The 20,215-nt window shown below is 61.7% G+C and carries 18 protein-coding genes; 10 read left to right on the top strand and 8 right to left on the bottom strand.

Annotated features, from left to right (window positions below; all coding sequences use genetic code 11):
- Positions 1 to 133: 133 nt before the first annotated feature.
- From CLU92_RS17660 to CLU92_RS17620, 9 genes are all read left to right on the top strand, one after another.
- Positions 134 to 901 carry a gamma-glutamyl-gamma-aminobutyrate hydrolase family protein gene (locus CLU92_RS17660; RefSeq protein ID WP_101482957.1) on the top strand — a complete coding sequence of 256 codons (768 nt, stop codon included), beginning with the start codon at positions 134 to 136 and terminating at the stop codon, positions 899 to 901.
- A gap of 69 nt (positions 902 to 970) precedes the next feature.
- A complete protein-coding gene (locus CLU92_RS17655) occupies positions 971 to 2,341 on the top strand; it encodes a glutamine synthetase family protein (protein ID WP_101484750.1) in 1,371 nt (456 codons plus the stop codon).
- A gap of 11 nt (positions 2,342 to 2,352) precedes the next feature.
- Positions 2,353 to 3,813, top strand: a complete 1,461-nt coding sequence (locus CLU92_RS17650; protein WP_101482956.1) for an aspartate aminotransferase family protein — start codon at positions 2,353 to 2,355, stop codon at positions 3,811 to 3,813.
- Between the two features lie 225 nt (positions 3,814 to 4,038).
- Positions 4,039 to 5,187: an ABC transporter ATP-binding protein gene (locus CLU92_RS17645; RefSeq protein WP_101482955.1), complete on the top strand. Its 1,149-nt coding sequence runs from the start codon at positions 4,039 to 4,041 to the stop codon at positions 5,185 to 5,187.
- Between the two features lie 7 nt (positions 5,188 to 5,194).
- Entirely contained in the window at positions 5,195 to 6,124 is a 930-nt protein-coding gene (locus tag CLU92_RS17640) for an ABC transporter permease subunit (protein ID WP_101482954.1), read from the top strand.
- Positions 6,121 to 6,966: an ABC transporter permease gene (locus CLU92_RS17635; RefSeq protein WP_101482953.1), complete on the top strand. Its 846-nt coding sequence runs from the start codon at positions 6,121 to 6,123 to the stop codon at positions 6,964 to 6,966. Before CLU92_RS17640 ends, CLU92_RS17635 begins: the two co-directional genes overlap by 4 nt.
- A 36-nt stretch (positions 6,967 to 7,002) precedes the next feature.
- The gene (locus tag CLU92_RS17630) at positions 7,003 to 8,490 is read left to right on the top strand and encodes an aldehyde dehydrogenase (RefSeq protein ID WP_101482952.1); all 1,488 of its coding nucleotides are present in this window, start codon (positions 7,003 to 7,005) and stop codon (positions 8,488 to 8,490) included.
- Between the two features lie 354 nt (positions 8,491 to 8,844).
- Positions 8,845 to 9,957, top strand: coding sequence for a type II toxin-antitoxin system HipA family toxin (locus tag CLU92_RS17625; protein ID WP_243857923.1), 1,113 nt, complete (start codon positions 8,845 to 8,847; stop codon positions 9,955 to 9,957).
- A gap of 1 nt (position 9,958) precedes the next feature.
- Positions 9,959 to 10,291: a helix-turn-helix transcriptional regulator gene (locus tag CLU92_RS17620; protein WP_101482950.1), complete on the top strand. Its 333-nt coding sequence runs from the start codon at positions 9,959 to 9,961 to the stop codon at positions 10,289 to 10,291.
- Positions 10,292 to 10,313: 22 nt separating this feature from the next.
- Here CLU92_RS17620 and panB read toward each other — a convergent pair whose 3' ends face one another.
- The 6 genes from panB to CLU92_RS17590 all read right to left on the bottom strand — a co-directional run bounded on the left by panB (position 10,314) and on the right by CLU92_RS17590 (position 15,631).
- Positions 10,314 to 11,189, bottom strand: coding sequence for a 3-methyl-2-oxobutanoate hydroxymethyltransferase (gene panB / locus CLU92_RS17615; RefSeq protein ID WP_180338537.1), 876 nt, complete (start codon positions 11,187 to 11,189; stop codon positions 10,314 to 10,316).
- A 98-nt stretch (positions 11,190 to 11,287) separates the two neighbouring features.
- Positions 11,288 to 11,764 (bottom strand): 2-amino-4-hydroxy-6-hydroxymethyldihydropteridine diphosphokinase, encoded by a 477-nt coding sequence (gene folK, locus CLU92_RS17610; RefSeq protein WP_101482949.1) that lies wholly within the window; start codon positions 11,762 to 11,764, stop codon positions 11,288 to 11,290.
- Positions 11,764 to 13,140, bottom strand: coding sequence for a polynucleotide adenylyltransferase PcnB (gene pcnB, locus CLU92_RS17605; protein WP_101482948.1), 1,377 nt, complete (start codon positions 13,138 to 13,140; stop codon positions 11,764 to 11,766). The genes folK and pcnB overlap by 1 nt, the downstream gene beginning before the upstream one ends.
- Positions 13,133 to 13,804 (bottom strand): HAD family phosphatase, encoded by a 672-nt coding sequence (locus CLU92_RS17600; RefSeq protein ID WP_101484748.1) that lies wholly within the window; start codon positions 13,802 to 13,804, stop codon positions 13,133 to 13,135. The genes pcnB and CLU92_RS17600 overlap by 8 nt, the downstream gene beginning before the upstream one ends.
- On the bottom strand, positions 13,804 to 14,472 hold the full coding sequence (hda, locus tag CLU92_RS17595; protein WP_034788687.1) for a DnaA regulatory inactivator Hda: 669 nt from the start codon (positions 14,470 to 14,472) through the stop codon (positions 13,804 to 13,806). The genes CLU92_RS17600 and hda overlap by 1 nt, the downstream gene beginning before the upstream one ends.
- A gap of 76 nt (positions 14,473 to 14,548) precedes the next feature.
- Complete coding sequence (locus CLU92_RS17590) at positions 14,549 to 15,631, bottom strand: AI-2E family transporter (RefSeq protein WP_096238013.1); 1,083 nt, start codon at positions 15,629 to 15,631, stop codon at positions 14,549 to 14,551.
- Between the two features lie 188 nt (positions 15,632 to 15,819).
- On the opposite strand from CLU92_RS17590, the gene purM reads away from it, so the two are divergent.
- On the top strand, positions 15,820 to 16,863 hold the full coding sequence (purM, locus tag CLU92_RS17585; protein ID WP_034746051.1) for a phosphoribosylformylglycinamidine cyclo-ligase: 1,044 nt from the start codon (positions 15,820 to 15,822) through the stop codon (positions 16,861 to 16,863).
- Positions 16,864 to 17,048: 185 nt separating this feature from the next.
- On the opposite strand, the gene CLU92_RS17580 is transcribed toward purM, so the two are convergent.
- Positions 17,049 to 18,380 carry an MFS transporter gene (locus CLU92_RS17580; protein ID WP_101482947.1) on the bottom strand — a complete coding sequence of 444 codons (1,332 nt, stop codon included), beginning with the start codon at positions 18,378 to 18,380 and terminating at the stop codon, positions 17,049 to 17,051.
- A gap of 132 nt (positions 18,381 to 18,512) precedes the next feature.
- Complete coding sequence (locus CLU92_RS17575) at positions 18,513 to 20,129, bottom strand: GMC family oxidoreductase (protein WP_101482946.1); 1,617 nt, start codon at positions 20,127 to 20,129, stop codon at positions 18,513 to 18,515.
- Between the last annotated feature and the right edge of the window lie 86 nt (positions 20,130 to 20,215).

The following is a 20,215-nucleotide window of genomic DNA, read 5'->3' as shown; positions in this document are numbered from 1 at the left end:
GCCGTAGTGTAGGCGATGTGTGCCGCCGTTGGCCACGTGTGGCCGTTTCTAGCGGCTCTGCTGTACAGTGTAGCGAGCGGCAGCGCTGTCATGGCGCTGTCATTGGATCGTCACGCCAGCGAGGTAGCACTCTATGCGCCGTCCCATCGTTCTCGTTCCCGCCTGCCAGCGCCAGTTGGGCAGTCACGCCTGGCACATGGCGCAGGACAAATACCTGCATGCCGTGCTGCACGGTGCCGGCTGCATGCCGCTTTTGCTGCCCGCCCTGGGCGCGGATGCGGACCTGGAAGCGGCGCTGCAGATTGCCGATGGCGTCATGCTGACCGGTTCCGCCTCGAACGTCGACGCCCGCCTGTATGGCGAAGAGATTCTCCATCCCGATCTGCCGCAAGACCTCGCACGCGACGCCACCACCTTGCCCTTGATCCGCACCGCGCTGGCGCGCCAGCTCCCCCTGTTCGCCATTTGCCGCGGCTTCCAGGAAGTCAACGTGGCCCTGGGCGGCAGCCTGCACCAGGCCGTGCATGCGGTGCCGGGCATGCTCGACCACCGCGAGAACGTGCTCGATCCCCTGGCGCGCCAGTACGCGCCCGCGCACCGCATCAAGTTGATGCCGGACGGCCTGCTGTCACGGCTGCTGGGCGGCGAGAGCGAGATGATGGTCAACTCCCTGCATGGCCAGGGCATTGCCCGGCTGGCCGATGGCTTGCTGGTGGAAGCCTTGGCCGACGACGGCCTGGTGGAAGCCTATACGGTAGCCAGCGCCGCCGGTTTTACGCTGGCCGTGCAATGGCACCCGGAATGGCAGGTGGAAGACCATCCGCAGTCGATGCTGCTCTTTGGCGCCTTCGGCCAGGCGTGCCGCGATTACCAGGAACAGCAGCGCAGAAAGAAAGAATGACAGGCAAGGATGACAGGCGCGCCGCACCAGCACTGCGCGGCGTTTGATCAAGACCAGCGAGAGGGAAACATGGCAATACGCGAAAATTTTACCTATACGGATATGGATTTGTGGCTCAATGAAAAGCGCGTCACGGAAATCGAATGCCTGGTGCCCGACTTGACGGGGGTGGCGCGCGGGAAGATCCTGCCGCGCGGGAAATTCACCCAGGAGCGCGGCATGCGCATCCCGGAGGCGGTGCTGGGCATGACCGTCACGGGCAATTACCCGGTCGACGATGGCGGCTACGACCGCGCCATATCCAGCACCGACCGCGACATGATTTTAAAAGCCGATCCCACCACCATCACCATGGTGCCCTGGGCTACGGATCCCACCGCGCAAGTCATCCACGACTGCTATTTTGCCGACGGCATGCTGGTCGATTTTGCGCCCCGCTCTGTGCTGCGGCGCGTGCTGAAACTGTATGCGGACAAGGGCTGGAGGCCTGTGGTGGCGCCGGAGCTGGAGTTCTACCTGACGGCGAAAAACACGGACCCGGACTTGCCATTGAAACCGCCCATCGGGCGCAGCGGCCGTGCCGAAACCAGCCGCCAGGTGTACAGCATCGACGCCGTCAACGAGTTTGATCCTCTGTTCGAGGATATCTACGATTATTGCGAACTGATGAACCTTGACGTCGACACCCTGATCCACGAAATCGGCGCCGGACAGATGGAAATCAACTTCCTGCATGGCGACCCTTTGGGCCTGGCAGACAAGGTCTTCTTCTTCAAGCGCACCCTGCGCGAAGCGGCCCTGAAACACGATATGTACGCCACCTTCATGGCCAAGCCCATGGCGGGTGAACCGGGCTCTGCCATGCATGTGCACCAAAGCGTCGTCGATGCCAAGACTGGCCTGAATATCTTCAGCAACGAGGACGGTTCGGCCGCGCCCATCTTCAAACATTACATCGCGGGCTTGCAGCGCTACATGCCTTCGGCCATGGCCATCGTTGCGCCGTATGTGAATTCCTACCGCCGCATCGTGCGCCACACTGCCGCGCCGATCAACATCCAGTGGGGCCTGGACAACCGCACGGTGGGTTTCCGCGTGCCCGAATCGGGCGTGCAGGACCGCCGCGTGGAAAACCGCATCATCGGGGCCGACGCGAATCCCTACCTAGCGCTGGCCGTGACGCTGGCCTGCGGCTATCTCGGCATGACGGAGCAGCTGGAAGCGACGCCGATGATGGTGGGCAGCGCCTACGACATGAAGTTTGAACTGCCGCAAGGCTTGCCCGAGGCCCTGCAGTTGCTGCGCACGGAAGACAAGCTGCGCACGGTGCTGGGAGAGCGCTTCATCGACGTGTATGCGGCCATCAAGGACCTGGAACACCAGGAATTCATGACGGTCATCAGCCCGTGGGAGCGCGAACACCTGTTATTGCACGTTTAAAAGGAGCACGCATGAGCACAACAAACAATCCGCTGGCGCCCAGCGCCGCGCTGGTTGCCTCTGTAGCGCAGAAAAACGTGGCGCCGCAGGTGTATGACACGGCCGCCATCCAGCACATGGACTCGGCCCACTACCTGCATCCGTTTACCGATTTCCAGGACCTGGCATCGAAAGGCGCCAGGGTGATGGTGCGCGGCGATGGCGTCTACCTGTGGGATAGCCAGGGCAAGAAAATCGTCGATGGCATGTCGGGCCTGTGGTGTGTCAACGTAGGCTATGGCCGTACGTCGATCTCGCAAGCCGTATACCGGCAGATGGAGACGCTGCCCTTCTATAACAGCTTCTTTGGCACGACGAACGTGCCGGCCGCGCAGCTGGCCGCCAAGCTGGCGCAAATCTCGCCGCCGCAATTCCAGCATGTGTTCTTCACCAGTTCCGGCTCGGAGGGCAATGACACGAACCTGCGCATGGTGCGCCGCTACTGGGATCTCCTCGGCTACAAGGAGAGACATACCATCATCAGCCGCCACAACGCGTATCACGGCAGCACGGTGGCGGGGGCGTCGCTGGGGGGCATGGATGGCATGCATGCGCAGGGCGGCTTGCCGATACCGGGCATTGCGCATATCGGCCAGCCGAACTACCTGGAAGCTGGCCAAGGTATGAGCCCCGAGGAATTCGGTGTGAAAGCGGCGGGCTGGCTGGAAGACAAAATCCTGGAAATCGGCGCCGACAAGGTGGCCGCCTTCATCGGCGAGCCGGTGCAGGGTGCCGGCGGCGTCATCATCCCGCCAAGCACTTACTGGCCAGAAGTACAGCGCATCTGCGACAAGTACGGCATCCTGCTGATCGCCGATGAAGTCATCTGCGGCTTCGGTCGCCTGGGGCGCTGGTTTGGCTCCGAACTGTTCGGCATCAAGCCCGACCTGATCACCTTTGCCAAGGGCGTCACCTCGGGCTACGTGCCATTGGGCGGCGTGCTGGTGGGCGACAGGGTGGCCAAGGTGCTGATCGAGCAAGGCGGCGAATTCACGCACGGCTTTACCTATTCGGGCCACCCCGTCGCTTGCGCGGCGGCGCTGGAAAACATCCGCATCATCGAGGAAGAGCAACTGGTGGCCAAGGTGGCTGATGATACGGGGCCTTACCTGAAGCAGTGCTTTGCTCGCCTGGGAGAACATCCGCTGGTCGGCTACGCAGACAGCTGCGGCCTGGTCGCGGGCCTGAACCTGGTGCGCAAGAAGGGGGCCACCGTGCATGAAAACGTGTTGTTTGACGAGGACCAGGGCGTCGGCATGCTCTGCCGCGGCCACATGTTCGACAACGGCGTCATCATGCGCGCCGTGGGCGAGCGCATGATCGTCGCTCCGCCCCTGGTGATGACGCGCGCGCAGATCGATGAAATGGTGGGCTTGATACGCCTGTGTCTGGACAAGACCTATGCGGACGTGCAGGCGAAGGGCTGGGTGTAGCTCTGAGCTGGCTTAAATACCGGGGTCAGACCCGCCGGGGGAATACGTCCCAGTGGGACGTATTCCGATCGCGAAGCGACTGACCCCGGATTTCTGCTGAATGCGCCACAGAATTCACATTTTTCACAGCACATGCGGGTGAGTTCCGCTAAACTTCCATCTTGGCCGCTACTACAGCGGCCAGTTTTTCATTTTGACACCCTCTTACCCAGAAGCTAACCACACATGACGATAGCAACACCTGCCGCGTCGGCCAGCGACGCCCAAGCGCCTTTCTTGCTGATTGATCAACTGGTCAAGGAATTCGATGGCGTGCGCGCCGTCAATGATATTTCCGTGACGATCAACAAGGGCGAGATTTTCGCCCTGCTGGGCAGTTCCGGTTGCGGCAAGTCGACCCTGCTGCGCATGCTGGCCGGTTTCGAGACGCCGACCTCGGGGCGCATCGCCCTGGCGGGCAACAGCATTGTCGATGTGCCGCCGCACCAGCGGCCCATCAACATGATGTTCCAGTCGTACGCGCTGTTCCCCCACCTGTCCGTGTGGGATAACATCGCCTTCGGCCTGCGCCGGGACGGCTTGCCGAAAGCGGAAGTGGCGGCGCGTGTCGAGCAGATGCTGGCGCTGGTGCAACTGGGCCAATACGCGAAGCGCAAGCCGCACCAGCTGTCGGGCGGCCAGCAGCAGCGCGTGGCGCTGGCGCGCAGCCTGGCCAAGCGTCCGCAATTGCTGCTGCTTGACGAGCCGCTGGGCGCGCTCGACAAGAAACTGCGCGAACGCACGCAGATGGAACTGGTCAACATCATCGAGCAGGTGGGCGTCACCTGCGTGATGGTCACGCATGACCAGGATGAAGCCATGAGCATGGCCACGCGCATCGCCGTCATGAGCGAAGGACGCATCCTGCAGGTGGGCGCACCGGGCGAAATCTACGAAACGCCAAACTGCCGTTTCGTGGCCGACTTCATTGGTAGCGTCAACCTGTTCGACGGCAGCATCACGGAAGACGAACCCGATCACGTGGTGATTGACACGCCCGACGGCCGCCAGTACGTCGCGCACGGCATCACGGGCAACCTGGGCATGGATGTCTCGGTGGCCGTGCGCCCCGAGAAAATCGGTATCCAGATCGAGCCACCTGCCTTGGAAGAGCGCGCGTCGCCTGCGGAACACGGCTACAACTGCGCCCAGGGCGTGATTGTCGCCATGGCGTATTTTGGCAATGAAACCAGCTACCATGTGCGTCTCGACAGCGGCACGGTGGTGAAAGTCTCGCGCACCAACGCGGCCCGCCACGACGTCTCGCGCCTCGAGCGCGAGCAGCGCGTGTGGGTGTGGTGGGATGGCGCCGACATCGTTGTGCTGACCAGCTGAGGCCCTCATGACGTCCCTCCTGCAATCGCTGCGCCACTTCGTTACCTTGCGCTGGCTGACGGGCCGCAACGCCGTTATCGCCGTGCCGTCACTGTTCCTGACGGCCGCTTTCCTGGTGCCTTTCCTGATCGTGCTGCGCATCAGCCTGTCCGACATGGACACGGCAGGCAGCCCGTTCGGCGGCCTGCTGTCGTACGTCGACGGCATCGTCGTGCTGAAGGTCAAAATCGCCAACTACCTGTTCATCGCCGCCGATGAACTGTATCTGCTTACCTATCTCAGCTCCCTGAAATATGCGGCGATCACCACCGCCATCTGCCTGTTTATCGGCTACCCGTTCGCCTACTTCATGGCGCGCGCCAGGCCATCGATCCGCCCTGTGCTGATGATGCTGGTGATGCTGCCGTTCTGGACCTCGTTCCTGCTGCGCGTGTATGCCTGGAAGGGTATCCTGGCCAACCACGGCTTGCTCAACGACCTGCTGATCGCGCTGGGCGTCATCAGCGAACCGCTGCACATGATGAACACTTCGTTCTCCTTGGTGGTCGGCATGGTGTACGCCTACCTGCCATTCATGATCCTGCCACTGTACGCCAACCTGGTCAAAATGGACATGCGCTATCTGGAAGCGGCGGCCGATCTGGGCGCCACGCCCCTGCAGGCGTTCTGGCGCATCACGGTGCCGCTGTCGAAGTCGGGCATCATCGCCGGCGCCATGCTGGTGTTCATTCCGTCCGTGGGCGAATACGTGATTCCTGAGCTGCTGGGCGGCCCGGAAACGTTGATGATCGGCCGTGTGCTGTGGGATGAATACTTCACGAATAACGACTGGGCCATGGCTTCGTCGGTGACGGTGCTGGTGGTCTTGCTGATCCTCGTGCCGATGGCCATTTTTAACAAATACAAGACCGATCAAGGCGCGGAGGGACAAGCATGAACGGACGCACCTTTTTACAGCGCTGGTTCGGGCGCGGCTGGCTCTCGCTCGGCTATCTGTTCCTCTACCTGCCTATCATCGTACTGATCGTCTTCTCTTTTAACAGCTCGCGCCAGGACATGGTGTGGAGCGGCTTTTCGCTGCGCTGGTACAGCGAGTTGATGAGGGATACGGAAATCATCTCGGGTTTTGGTTTGTCGCTGAAGATCGCCTTCATGTCGGCCACCTCGTCCGTCATACTGGGTACCTTCGCCGCCTTCGCCTTGAACAGCTACCAGCGCTTCCGTGGCCGTACCTTGTTCTCGTCCATGGTCAGCGCGCCGCTGGTGATGCCGGAAGTGATCATCGGCCTGTCCCTGCTGCTGATGCTGGTGTCCATGCAAAAAGTCTTCGGTTTCCCCGAGCGGGGCGTGCTGACGATCTGGCTCGGTCACACTCTGCTGGGCATGGCGTATGCAGCCGTGGTGGTGCAGTCGCGCCTGCAGGAAATGAGTAAATCCCTGGCCGAAGCGGCCATGGACCTGGGTTGCCGCGCGCATCAGGTCTTCTTCCTCGTTACCCTGCCAAACATCACGCAGGCGCTGGCTTCGGCCTGGCTGCTGACGTTCACGCTGTCGCTGGACGATGTGGTGCTGACGGCCTTCCTGTCCGGCCCAGGTTCGACGACGATGCCGCTGGTGATCTTCTCGCGTGCGCGTCTGGGGCTCGATCCGCGCGTCAATGCGATTGCCGCGCTGACCATTCTCGTCGTGACGATCGCCGTGATCGTGTATGCCGTGATGCTGGCGCGCGCCGACCGACAGCGCCGCAAGCAGATGTCTGCGGCCTATTTGGCAGACTAGGAGTAAGCTGGCGTTTTCACCTTGCGGGAGACGACCATGACGGAAAACACCAGTTGGCATGCACGGGCGGCAGCGCTCACGATCGATGGACGCGCCTTCATCAATGGCGAACGGATGGGGGCCAGGTCTGGCCAGACCTTCGACAATCTGTCGCCCATCGATGGCCGTCTCCTGGGGCAGGTGGCCCGCTGCGACAGCGCCGACGTGGACGCGGCCGTGCTGGCCGCCCGCGCTGCTTTTGAGGACCGCCGCTGGGCAGGCAAGTCCCCCGCGCAGCGCAAGCGTATACTGATCAAGTTCGCCGACCTGGTGCAGCAGAACGGCCCCGAGCTGGCCCTGCTGGAAACCCTGGACATGGGTAAGCCGATCAAGTACAGCCAGAGCGTGGACGTGGGCGCCACGGCCAACTGCCTGCGCTGGTATGGCGAGGCGATCGACAAGGTCTACGATGAAATCGCACCGACTCCCGCCAACAGCCTGGCACTGATCACGCGCGAACCGGTGGGCGTCGTCGCCGCCATCGTGCCGTGGAATTACCCGATGATCATGGCCGCCTGGAAAATCGCCCCGGCCCTCGCGGCCGGCAACAGCGTGATATTGAAACCGTCGGAAAAATCGCCATTGACGGCTCTGCGCCTGGCAGACATCGCGCTGCAGGCGGGCGTGCCGGCTGGCGTCTTCAACGTGCTGCCCGGCTATGGCAACGAGGCGGGCGCCGCGCTGGCGCTGCACATGGATGTCGATTGCATCGGCTTTACGGGTTCCACGCGCACGGGCAAGTTGATCGTGCAGATGGCGGGCCAGTCGAATTTGAAACGGGCCTGGACGGAATTGGGCGGCAAGTCCGCCAACATCGTTTGCGCCGACTGCCCGGACCTGGACAAGGCCGTGGCGGCGGCTGTCGGTTCCATCTTTTTCAATCAGGGCGAAAGCTGCAATGCGCCCTCGCGTCTGTTCGTGGAAGAATCGATCAGGGAAGAATTCCTGGCCAAGGCGTTGGCCATGCTGCCCCGTTTCCAGCCCGGCGACCCGCTCGACGAAGCCACCGTCATGGGCGCCATCGTCGACGCCACGCAGATGAGCACTGTCATGGGCTATATCGCGGCCGGCAAGCAGGAAGGCGCACAGCTGCTGGGCGGCGGCGACGCCGTGCGCGCGGAGACGGGCGGCTACTATGTGCAGCCGACCATTTTCGGCGTGGACGCGGGCATGACGATTGCGCGCGAAGAGATCTTCGGCCCTGTGCTGTCCGTGCTGGGCTTTACGGATATCGCCGATGCCATCAAACAGGCGAATGCCACGCCGTATGGCTTGCAGGCGGCCGTGTGGACGTCCGACATTACCAAGGCCATCCAGACGGCGCGCGCCCTGCGTGCGGGCACTGTGCACGTGAACCAGTACGACGGCGACGACATCACCGTGCCGTTCGGCGGCTACAAGCAGTCGGGCAATGGGCGCGACAAGTCGCTGCACGCGCTGGACAAGTACACGGAGCTGAAGACGACGTGGATACAGGTGGGGTAATTTTTATAAGGGTACTTAAAAGGGCTAATTAATGGTGTTGCCGACTTAAAATAGTTCTTCTAGGTTCTATTAAATTTTTCATGGCGCTGCACCTGCTAAAATTTGGATCGTATAAGTGCTAATTTACGGATAAACTGAACACAATTAGCTACTATAAGATCCAGTGGAGTCGCCATGCAGTGCCATTTTCAAATTTTTCATGATGATGCGTGGCACGATTGCGCATCGCTGACTTTGCTTGAACCTGCAGGCGGCAATCCACGTACCGCTGCCCTGTTCGAGTATGACCTCGATTATGCCTTCTTCAAGCTTGAGAGTGGACCTGTCTCGCTGCGTTTCCCCGTCACGGCAGAGATGCAGAAGCTGGCGCAATGGCCAGCCTTTATCTTTGACCTGATTCCCCAGGGAAGCGGACGGACATATCTGCTTGGGCAGCTTCAACTTGCCGATGGTCCGGCTGCCGATTTTGCGCTGGCGTGTGCCGGCGCATTCAATCCCGTCGGGCGCGTGCGCATCGCCGAGGCCGTGCAGTACTACGCACAACATATGAATCGCCACGACAAGGGCAAGCCACTGCCCGGCTTTTCACTGGACGAGATCATAGGTCGCGGCGATGCCTTCAATGAGCGCATGCTGATGCATGGCATGTTGGCCGCCGGCAGTCTGGGGGTGCAAGGAGCGGCGCCGAAATATCTGCTGACCACCGACCATGCTGGTCTCTGGCATGCCGATAGTGCCCTGGCGGACCAGTACGCGGCTGCGCATTTCATCGTCAAGCGTCCGCGCGGAAAGACCGCCAGCGACGCCAAGGTATTGAGAAATGAAGCCGCGTACATGACTGTGGCGCGCGCGGTGGGCTTGCGCACTGAAGGCCAGTTGCGCTACCAGGACGATACCTTGTTCATTCCCCGTTTTGACCGCCGCATCCGGGATGGAAAAGTGCTGCGGCTGCACCAGGAAAGCGCCGCTTCGCTGGCAGGTATCGTTGGCTTTGAAGCCACGCCCAGCCAGTTCGACTTATTGCAGGCGCTGCGCGCCGTCGTCAGCGACAAGACTGCGGAAACCATCGAATTTCTCAAACGCGATATCTTGAACCTGGCCATGCGCAATACCGATAATCACGCACGCAATACGGCGGTGCAGCAAATTGGTACCGAGGTGCGCCTCACGCCGCTGTTCGATTTTGCGCCGATGTACCTGGACCCGGATGGCATACCACGCGCGGCGCGCTGGTATCACCCGGATACCAAAAACGAGCTGCACGACTGGACGACGATACTGGCTACGATTGGCATGCCGGATGTGGAGCGCCAGCAGATCCGCCTCGCGCTCTACGGATTTTCCCAGCACCTGGTTGCGCTGGAACAGCATATGCAGGAGGCAGGTGTGGATGATGACATCATTGCTTTCCTCCGGCCACATATCGCCGGGCAGATCGAACAGCTCAAGGCATTGGGAGAGCACTGACATGGCGCGTACGAAAAAGACCGTTGACAAGGAAGAGTTGCGGCAGCGCAGGGCAGTGCTTTACGACGCCATTGAGGCAGGAGCCGTCACGCTACAGCACGCCGTCAAGGAAATGCGCGCCATCTCGCGCATGACGCAGGCAGAGTTTGCGACGCACCGGGGCGTGAGCACGAAGGTCATCAAGGAGATCGAGAGCGGCAAGGGTAATCCGACTATTCAGACGTTGAACCGTATCGGCCAGTTCTTTGGCCTTGAGGTGGCCTTTGTACGGACAGAAACGCTGCGCGAAAAAAAAATCGCCCCGGCGAGTACCGGGGCGATATCGCCTCAATAGGCTAGATCAGAAGATCAGAAGATCAGAAGCAGTGTTCCAGCGCCGGGAAGCTGCCATCTTTGACGGCCTTGACGTAGCCGATGACGGCGTCGTCGATGCTGGCCGCGCCTTCCATGAAGTTGCGCACGAACCGCGCCTTGCGGCCTGGGAACACGCCCAGCATGTCGTGCATGACGAGTACCTGGCCCGAGCAGTCGGGACCGGCGCCGATGCCGATGGTGGGTATCGTCAGCATGTCGGTCACTTCCTTGCCCAGCTGCGTTGGCATGGCTTCCATCAGCACGATGGCGGCGCCCGCGTTTTGCAGCGCCAGCGCGTCGTTCTTCAGCTCTGCGGCGCTTTCCGTGCTCTTGCCCTGCACTTTGTAGCCGCCCAGCTGGTGCACCGATTGCGGTGTCAGGCCGATGTGGGCGCAGATGGGGATGCCGCGCTCCGTGAGGAAACGGACGGTCTCGGCCAGCCAGGCGCCACCCTCGATCTTGATCATGTGCGCACCAGCCTGCATCAGGATGACGGCGTTGGCATAGGCTGTTTCGGGCGTGCCATACGCGCCGAACGGCAGGTCGGACATGATCATGGCCGACTTGGCGCCGCGCGCCACGGAAGCGGTGTGATAGGCCAGTTCGGCCACGGTGACGGGCAGGGTGGAATTGTGGCCGTTGCAGACCATGCCGAGCGAATCGCCGATCAGCAGGATCTCCACGCCGCAGCGGTCCATCAGCGACGCGAAGCTGGCGTCATAGCAGGTCAGCATGGTGATCTTTTCGCCGGCGGCGCGCAGCGTGGCCAGCGTATGGATGGTCACGGCCTTGTTGGCGACAGGCCTGGATGGCGCCGGCGCCGGTGTGGCGGCCTTGTCTTTTGCGGCCAGATCTGTTCCTTGCAAATAAGCGGACATAGGTATTCTCTAGAGTGAAAGGGATACGACGCCGCTAGTGTAGTACTTTATGCGGCGCGCTGCAGGAGCGGCATTGTAGAGGATGGGACCGAAACGGGTCAGAGCTGGCTGATGGCCTGGTCAGCGACGCTTGCCAGGTAGTCCTGCGCCGGCCCGAGGCCGGGCACGACGATGGCGGGCGCCAGAGCCAGCAGCGGCACCAGCACGAAGGCGCGTTCGGTGATGCGCGGATGGGGCACCGTCAGCGTGGCGCTGGCGATCTGTTCATCGCCGTACAGCAGCAAGTCCAGGTCCAGCGTGCGCGGGGCGTTACGGTACGGCCGCTCGCGCCCGTGCGCCGCCTCGATGGCGTGCAGGGCCAGCAGCAGTTCCTCTGCCGGCAGGGTGGTCGTGATGCGCGCCACGGCGTTGACGTAGTCGTCACCGCTGGAAGCTATGGGCGCCGTGCGGTAGCTGGACGAGGCGTCCAGCAAGCTGGCGCCAGGCAGGCGTGCCAGGCGCGCGATAGCATCCTGTACATTCGCGCGCGCGTCGCCCAGGTTGGCACCGATGCCGATGTAGGCAATGACTGCCATTATTCGTCGCTGCCGCTTCCGGTGGTCGAGCCGCCGCCCGTGCCGGTCTTGCTGCGCGTGCTGCGGCGTGGCGGGCGCTTCTTCTTGACGGCGCCCGGTGCGGCATTCGCGCTGACCAGCAAGGCTTCGCGCGTTTCCTCGTCGCCTTCATAAAAGGCCGTCCACCATTCACCGATGTCCATGTCGATCTCGCCCGAGGCGCAGCGCAGCAGCAGGAAGTCGTAGCCGGCACGGAAGCGCAAGTGCTCCAGCAATTTGTAAGGTGCCTTGCCGACGCGGCGCTCGAAGCGGGGCTGCATCGACCAGATGTCGCGCATGTCCGAGCCAATCTTGCGCTGCAGGGCCAGTTTTTCCGTTTGTGAATCGAGCACGTCGTCGGCCGCCAGGTGCAGCGCGGGGATGGTCGACTCGCCAGCGGCGCGGTAGGCCGTCCATTTTTCCAGCACCTGGTGCCACAGCAGCGAGGCAAACAGGAAGCCCGGAGAGACGGTCTTGCCGGCGGCGATGCGTTGATCCGTGGCGTCCAGCGCCAGGGTGACGAATTTCGCGCCCAGCGGCTGTTCCAGCACTACGTCGAGCAACGGCAGCAAGCCGTGATGCAAGCCTTCCTTGCGCAGTTGCTGCAGGCAGGCCAGCGCGTGGCCGCTCATCAGGAGTTTCAGCATCTCATCGAACACGCGTGGCGCCGGCACGTTGTTGATCAGCGGTGCCATGATGGGAATCGGCGCGGCCGTATGCGGCTCGATGGTGAATTTCAGTTTGGCGGCGAAGCGCACCACGCGCAGCATGCGCACGGGGTCTTCGCGGTAGCGCTCTTCCGGCTTGCCGATCATGCGCAAGGTCTGGGCGCGGATATCTTCTACGCCGCCATGGTAATCCAGCACTTCCTGCGTGGCCGGGTTGTAGTACATGGCGTTGATGGTGAAGTCGCGGCGCAGTGCATCTTCGTGCTGCAGACCGAAGGTGTTGTCGCGCAGGACGCGGCCATGTTCATCCTTGGGCGCCGAATCGGCACCGGCGCCGCGGAAGGTCGTCACTTCCAGCAAATCCTGGCCGAACATCACGTGCACGATCTGGAAGCGCTTGCCGATGATGAAGGCGCGACGGAACAGTCGCTTGACCTGTTCCGGCGTGGCGTTGGTGGCGATGTCGAAGTCTTTCGGCTTCACGCCCAGTAGCAGGTCGCGCACGGCGCCGCCGACGACAAAGGCTTCAAAACCCGCTTCCTGCAGGCTGCTGGTGACGCGGATGGCATTCGACGACACCAGTTTCGGATCGATTCCGTGTTGCGCAGGACCGAGCACGACGGGTGCCGTGGTGTCGCGCGCTGCCTCTTTTTTAACGCCGAGGATCTTGCGGATGAATTTTTTAATCATTGAATAAGTGGAGTGATGGCCAGCCGTGGAGGGATGCGTGTGCGCTCAAAGCGGTGTTGGGGTTGGTTGCTACAGGGTGGGTAACGACCGACAGCAAGGGAATGTCATTGTGTGAATCGCTGTAAAAATAGCTGCGCTCGAACTGCCCCAGTTCCTTGCCCATCTTTTCCAGCCAGGCGTAGGTGTGGGTCAGCTTGCCCGCGCCCAGAGTTGGCGTGCCCAGCAGCTTGCCCGTGACGTTGCCTGCATCGTCATATTCGGGCATGGCGGCCAGCAGATGCTCGACGCCCAGTGCATCGGCGATGGGTTTGGTGATGAAATGGTTGGTGGCCGTGACGATGGCCAGCAAATCGCCCGCGTCCTGGTGCTGCTTGAGCAGGGCCACGACTTCGGGGCGGATGGCGGGCAAGACCACTTCGGCCATGAATTGCCGGTGCAGCGCTTCCAGGCGTTCGCGCGGAAACTGCGCCAGGGTACCGAGCGAGAATTCCAGGTATTCCACCGGATCCAGCGTGCCGGCCTGGTACTGGGCGAAAAATTCGTCGTTGCGACGGGTGAATTCGGCGGCGTCCACGGCACCGATGCGTACCAGGAATTCGCCCCACTCGTGATCCGAGTCGATGGGCAGCAGGGTGTGGTCGAGGTCAAACAGGGCCAGATTCATCATTCTTTCGCTTCCGCCTGCAGCAACTCGCGCAACAATGGCAAGGTGATCGGGCGTTGGGTTTCAAGGGAGTAGAGGTCGAGAGAGTCCAGCATCGTCGACAGCGAACGCATGTCGCGCCGGAAATGGGACAGCAGATAGGGTAACACGCCCGGCGACAAGGTCAAGCCGCGGGTGGTGGCCGCCTGGGTCAGGGCGGCGATTTTTTCATCGTCGGTCAATCCGTGGATCTGGTAAATCAAGCCCCAGCCCATGCGGGTGCGCAAGTCTTCGCGCACGGGCAGCACGGCCGGCGGCACTGCGCCGCTGCACACCATATAGGCTTTGTTGGCGCGGATTTCATTGAACAGGGCAAAGGCATCGATCTGCGCCAGCGGCGAGAGCTTTTCGCAGTCGTCGAGCAGGTACAAATCCACGTCAGGCGAATACACGAATTCGGACTCGATCGAGAACGGCGAAATATAGCGCGCGCGCTCGGTGCTGGCCAGGGCCTTGAGCAGATGGCTCTTGCCGGCGGCCAGTTCGCCCCACAGGTAGGCAAAATGTTCGCGCGAGGTACGCGCGGCGAACTGGCGCATCAGCTGCGCCACTTCGGCATTCTGTCCCACCTCGAAGGTATCGAGGCTGTGCGCCTGGTCTGTGCCTAAATCGAGCACCAGTTGTTTCATGGCGTACGCCTTGTCCTGTTTTTCATTACTGCATGTGCATCGTGGTATTGCTAGGTTGATATGATATCCGCTTTTACTAGGTATTATAGAAGCTGCTGGAGAGGTAGTGGCGTCTTAGATGCTTAAAAGCGACCATCAGGACGGCAGAAGCGGGCAAAGCGAGCAAAACGCCGACGAAACCGAATAGTTGTCCGAAGGCTAATAGGGCGAAGATCACGGCCAGCGGATTCAAACCGATGCGCTCGCCCACCAGGCGCGGTGTAAGGAAAAAGCCCTCGATGACCTGGCCGCAACCATAGATGACGGCGACGGCGATCACGCCGCTCCAGTCGGCAAATTGCAGCAGGGCGGCGATCAGCGCCAGCATCAGTCCCAGGCCGAAGCCCAGGTAGGGGATGAACACCAGCAAGCCCGTAATGATGCCCACTGGCAATGCCACTTCAAAACCGGCGATGGCCAGCGCCACCGAGTAATACGTCGCCAGCACCAGCATGACGAGCAATTGGCCACGCAGGTATTGCGCCAGCAGGGTGTCGACTTCCTGCGCCATGCCCACGGTGCGGCCCACCCAGCGGCGCGGTACGGCGCCAGCGATGCGCGCCAGCATCGGATGCCAGTCCAGCAACAAATAAAACAGCACCACGGGAATGAGCACGACGGTGGCCAGCCAGCCCAGCACGGCCGTGCCGCCGATGCGGGCCGAGGCCAGCACGGTGCTCCAGATTTCATCGCCGCTGGTCGCCATCTGCTGGCCCAGCATGCGTTTGATGCCCGTGCCGTCGAGCCGTACCCGGATGCCCAGGTCGCGCAGTTTTGGCGCCAGGAAGTCGTTCGCCTTGTTCAGAAATTGCGGGATCTGCGCTTGCAGCAGGGGAATTTCCTTCTGCAACACGGGCACGACGATCAGCACCAGCGCCGTAATCGCGAGGAAAAACAACACCACGACGACCAGCACGGCCAGCGGGCGGGGCACGTAAAAGCGCTTGTAATGCAGGCGTTGCAATCGGTCTACGCCCGGATTGAGCACGTAGGCGAGGATGGCGGCCGCCAGGAAGGGCGTCAGGATGGGGCCCAGGCTGACGAGCAGCAGCAAGAATGCCAGCCAGACCGCGATCCAAAATGCTGTTTGCTTCTGTTCGGCGGTGATGGCGAATGGCATGTAGTTTGTGCTGTTGCGTTAAAAAAAGGCAGTTAATTACGAAATTGCGGGGCAGTTTGATAAAATAGCGACTTGATCGACCGAATTCACCCGCTGGCGTCCTGCCGCACGATGTTGAAAAACATGCTTGCGCGCGCGTGCCGGCGGGTATCCGCCTTCTATTTTACCGCCTCCGCTGCCACCACACCATGAACCAGACTTCTAATGTTTCCCTTTCCTACCGTGACGCTGGCGTCGATATCGACGCAGGCGACGCTTTAGTCGAAGCAATCAAGCCGTTTGCCAAGCGCACCCTGCGCGAAGGCGTGATGGGCGGCCTGGGCGGTTTTGGCGCCATGTTTGAAATCAGCAAGAAGTACAAGGAGCCGGTGCTGGTCTCGGGTACCGACGGCGTGGGCACGAAATTGCGCCTGGCCTTCGAACTGAACCGCCATGACACGGTCGGCATCGACCTGGTCGCCATGAGCGTCAACGACATCCTGGTGCAAGGCGCCGAGCCGCTGTTCTTCCTCGACTACTTCGCTTGCGGCAAGCTGGATGTGGCCATTGCCACCGACGTCATCAAAGGCATTGCCCAGGGTTGCGAACAAGCCGGCTGCGCGCTGATCGGCGGCGAAACGGCGGAAATGCCGAGCATGTACCCGGCCGGCGAATACGACCTGGCAGGTTTTGCCGTCGGCGCCGTGGAAAAATCGAAAATCATCGACGGCACCAAGATCGCCCCGGGCGACGTGGTGCTGGGCCTGGCCTCGTCGGGCGTGCACTCGAACGGTTACTCGCTGGTGCGCAAGATCATCGAAGTGGCCAAGCCGGATCTGGAAGGCGACTTCCACGGCCGCAAGCTGGCCGACGTGCTGATGCAGCCGACGCGCATCTACGTCAAGCCATTGCTGGCACTGATGGACGCCATGGAAGTCAAAGGCATGGTGCACATCACCGGTGGTGGCCTGGTGGAAAACATTCCGCGCGTGCTGCAGCCTGGCCTGGTGGCCGAGTTGGACTCGAAGGCATGGACCATGCCGCCGCTGTTCACGTGGCTGCAACAGCACGGTGGCGTGGCTGACGCCGAAATGCACCGCGTCTTTAACTGCGGCATCGGCATGACCGTCATCGTCTCGCAGGAAAACGCGGACGCCGCCATAGCGCAATTGCAAGCGGCCGGCGAAACCGTCTCGCGCATCGGCACCATCCGCGCGCGTAACGGCGACGAGCACCAGACCATCGTGATCTGATCGCACCTGACCAAACCTACTGCGCGCTGCGCTTTGCGGCCTGCGATGCTCACCGTACTAGAGTACGGTTGCGCTTCTTAGCCACAAATCACTGGCGCTCGCTACGGTTTTGTCAGGCGCCGTGGCGTACGTAAGAAAAAAGCAGGCCTCTTTGAGAGCCTGCTTTTTTTACGCCTGTTGCCAGCTTACCGCGCGTGCGCCGGCTTCCTGCTGCCTTCCTGCTGCGAGCCGCCCTTGCCGATCATGGCCACGCTGACGGCCGAGACGAGGGAGGCGAACAGGATGTAGCCGACGATGTGCCACGGCTCGCCATTGCCCGTTTTCAGCAGGTAGGTGGCGATGATGGGCGTCAGGCCGCTGGCAAAGATGCCGGAGAACTGGTACACGAAGGAGATGCCCGTGTAGCGCACCTTGGCGTCGAACAGGTCGCAGAACAGGGCCGCTTCCGGGCCGTACACGGCTGAATACAGCACGCCCAGCGGAATGATCACGGAACACCACAGCAGCAGCGGATTGTCGGCATGGTGGAGCATGATCCAGAAGGCGGGAATCGAGGACACGCCCGTGATCAGCGCCCCCCAGAAAAACACTTTGCTGCGGCCGATGCGGTCCGACAGGCGGCCAAAGAACGGGATGCAAAAGCACATCACGACAGCCGACGCCATCACGCCCATCAGCGCTTCCGTGCGGGCGATCTTGATGGTGTTGGTCAGATAGGTGATGGAAAACACGCCGAAGATATTGAAGAACACGCCGTCGATATAGCGCGCGCCCATGCCCTTCAAGACGTTGCCGGGATAGCGTTTCAAGAGGTCGAAAAACGGAATCTGCGTCTCCGCATTCTTCTCCTTGACGGCCTGGAATTCAGGCGTTTCCATCACGTTCAGGCGTATCCACATGCCGATGAAGACGAGGGCGGCCGACAGGATGAAGGCGACGCGCCAGCCCCAGGACAGGAATTGCGCATCCGTCAGGCTGTACGACAGAATTGCCACCACGCCGGAAGCAAGGCACAGGCCGATGGCCAGGCCGATCTGCGGCAGGCTGGCATAGAAGCCGCGCTCTTTCGGCGGCGCATACTCATACGCCATCAGCACGGCGCCACCCCATTCTCCACCGAGGCCGATGCCTTGCAGCACGCGCAGGAACAGCAGCAGGCCGGGCGCCCAGTAACCGATGTGCTCATAGGTCGGCAGCACGCCGATCAGGAAAGTGGAGATGCCCATGATCATCAGGGTCATGACCAGCATGCTCTTGCGGCCGATCTTGTCGCCGAAGTGGCCGAAGATCACGCCGCCGATGGGGCGCGACAAAAAGCCCACGGCGAAGGTGCCGTAGGCCAGCATGGTCGAGACGAGCGGATCGCCGCCCGGGAAATACAGCTTGCTGAACACGATGCCGGCGACGACGCCGTATAAAAAGAAGTCATACCATTCGATGGTGGCGCCGATCACGCTGGCCATCACGACTTTCCGTAGCTCTTTGGCCTTTTTCGGATTGTTGGGATTGTTATCCATAATATCTAGTCTCCAATCGATATCGATTATGTATTTTTTTCTGATGCTTGGCTGCTTGCCGAGTCATTGGGAGCGGGGCCGTCTGCCCGCCGCTGGCATCCTCCTTGCAGGTATTGGAATGAAAAAGGCGGGTCAGGCCGCCTTGGGCAGGCGCACGGCGTCCGCCAGGATCATGTCAGCCGCTTTTTCGGCGATCATGATGGTGGGCGCATTCGTATTGCCCGAGACAATCTCCGGCATGATCGACGCATCGACTACGCGCAGGTGCTGCAAGCCGTGCACGCGCAGGCGGTCATCGACGACGGCCATCGCGTCGTGCCCCATCTTGCAGGTGCCGCTGGGGTGGTAAATGGACTGGCTGAAGCGCCGCGCCGCGTCCAGCAGCTGCGCGTCCGTCTCGAACTGGGGGCCGGGCACGAACTCGGAAATGATGTGCGGCGCCAGCGACGGCGCGGCAGCGATCCTGCGCGCCACGCGCAGGGCGGCAATCGCCGTCTGCTGGTCGCGCGGGTCGGACAGGTAGTTCGGGTAGATGCCCGGATAGGCGAGGGGATCGGCGGACTTGATCGACACGTGGCCACGGCTGTGCGGGCGCAGCTGGCACACGGACGACGTGAAGGCGGAAAACGGATGGGCGCCTTCGCCCGGCTTGTCGGCGCTCAGTGGCTGCATGTGGAACTGGATGTCGGGCCGCTCCACCTCGGGCGAAGACTTGGTAAATACCGTCACCTGGCTGGCCGCCAAGGTCAACGGCCCGGAGCGGGAAAACACATATTGCATGCCCACCCACAGCTTGCCCCACAGGCTGTTGACTTCATCGTTCAGGGTTTTCAGCCGCGTCTTGAAGACCAGGCGGATTTGCAAATGGTCTTGCAGGTTCTGTCCCACTCCGGGCAAGTCGTGCACCAGGGGCACGCCCACTTCCTCGAGCAGGGCGCGCGGCCCCACGCCCGAGCATTGCAGGATTTGCGGCGAGCCGATGGCGCCCGCGCAGAGTATCACTTCACCGCTGGCGCGCGCCTGGCGCAACTGGCCATCCTGCCGGTACTCGATGCCGACGGCGCGCTTGCCCTCGAACAGCACGCGCGTGATCTGCGCCCGCACTTCCACGCGCAGGTTGGCGCGCTTGCGGGCCGGCCGCAAAAAGGCCTTGGCCGTGCTCCAGCGCAGGCCCTTGCTGGCCGTTTGCTGGAAGTAGCCCACGCCCTCCTGCGTGGCGCCGTTGTAATCGGCATTGAAGGGGATGCCGCTTTCCGTGGCGCCCGCTATAAAATGTTCGGCGATGGGGCGGCGCAGGCGCAGGTCCGACACTTTTAACGGGCCGCCCACACCGTGGTAGTCGCTGGCACCGCGTTCCTGGTCTTCCGATTTCTTGAAATAGGGCAGTACCTCGGCATAGCTCCATCCTGCGTTGCCCAGGTCGGCCCAGCGGTCGTAATCCTCCTTCTGGCCGCGCACATACAGCAAGCCGTTGAGCGAGCTGGAGCCGCCCAGCACCTTGCCGCGCGGCCATTGCAGCTCGCGCCCGGCGATACCGGCATCGGCTTCCGTGCGGTAGCACCAGTCCAGCTTGGGATCGTGCATGGTCTTGAAATAGCCGACCGGCACGTGTATCCATGGATTGTTGTCCTTGCCGCCCGCTTCCAATAGCAGTACCTGCTTATTGCTGTCGTGCGACAGGCGGTTGGCCAGCACGCAGCCGGCCGAACCGGCACCGACGACGATGTAATCATGGTTTTTTTGCAACATTGTTCTTGTCTCCTGCGTTGCGGTATCGCGCCGCCTCGGCGGGCGCTTTTTGCGATACACTGGTCTTTATTGGTTGTTTGTGGAAC

The sequence above is a fragment of the Janthinobacterium sp. 61 genome (assembly GCF_002846335.1).
Taxonomy (GTDB): Bacteria; Pseudomonadota; Gammaproteobacteria; order Burkholderiales; family Burkholderiaceae_D; genus Janthinobacterium.
The sequence above is the reverse complement of the archived record's forward strand: the minus strand, read 5'-3'. Positions and strand labels throughout refer to the sequence as shown.

Coding starts and splice junctions, on each gene's coding strand:
- CLU92_RS17660 (WP_101482957.1), top strand. CDS start 134: ATGCGCCGTCCCATCGTTCTCGTTCCCGCCTGCCAGCGCCAGTTGGGC.
- CLU92_RS17655 (WP_101484750.1), top strand. CDS start 971: ATGGCAATACGCGAAAATTTTACCTATACGGATATGGATTTGTGGCTC.
- CLU92_RS17650 (WP_101482956.1), top strand. CDS start 2,353: ATGAGCACAACAAACAATCCGCTGGCGCCCAGCGCCGCGCTGGTTGCC.
- CLU92_RS17645 (WP_101482955.1), top strand. CDS start 4,039: ATGACGATAGCAACACCTGCCGCGTCGGCCAGCGACGCCCAAGCGCCT.
- CLU92_RS17640 (WP_101482954.1), top strand. CDS start 5,195: ATGACGTCCCTCCTGCAATCGCTGCGCCACTTCGTTACCTTGCGCTGG.
- CLU92_RS17635 (WP_101482953.1), top strand. CDS start 6,121: ATGAACGGACGCACCTTTTTACAGCGCTGGTTCGGGCGCGGCTGGCTC.
- CLU92_RS17630 (WP_101482952.1), top strand. CDS start 7,003: ATGACGGAAAACACCAGTTGGCATGCACGGGCGGCAGCGCTCACGATC.
- CLU92_RS17625 (WP_243857923.1), top strand. CDS start 8,845: ATGCAGAAGCTGGCGCAATGGCCAGCCTTTATCTTTGACCTGATTCCC.
- CLU92_RS17620 (WP_101482950.1), top strand. CDS start 9,959: ATGGCGCGTACGAAAAAGACCGTTGACAAGGAAGAGTTGCGGCAGCGC.
- panB (WP_180338537.1), bottom strand. CDS start 11,189: ATGTCCGCTTATTTGCAAGGAACAGATCTGGCCGCAAAAGACAAGGCC.
- folK (WP_101482949.1), bottom strand. CDS start 11,764: ATGGCAGTCATTGCCTACATCGGCATCGGTGCCAACCTGGGCGACGCG.
- pcnB (WP_101482948.1), bottom strand. CDS start 13,140: ATGATTAAAAAATTCATCCGCAAGATCCTCGGCGTTAAAAAAGAGGCA.
- CLU92_RS17600 (WP_101484748.1), bottom strand. CDS start 13,804: ATGAATCTGGCCCTGTTTGACCTCGACCACACCCTGCTGCCCATCGAC.
- hda (WP_034788687.1), bottom strand. CDS start 14,472: ATGAAACAACTGGTGCTCGATTTAGGCACAGACCAGGCGCACAGCCTC.
- CLU92_RS17590 (WP_096238013.1), bottom strand. CDS start 15,631: ATGCCATTCGCCATCACCGCCGAACAGAAGCAAACAGCATTTTGGATC.
- purM (WP_034746051.1), top strand. CDS start 15,820: ATGAACCAGACTTCTAATGTTTCCCTTTCCTACCGTGACGCTGGCGTC.
- CLU92_RS17580 (WP_101482947.1), bottom strand. CDS start 18,380: ATGGATAACAATCCCAACAATCCGAAAAAGGCCAAAGAGCTACGGAAA.
- CLU92_RS17575 (WP_101482946.1), bottom strand. CDS start 20,129: ATGTTGCAAAAAAACCATGATTACATCGTCGTCGGTGCCGGTTCGGCC.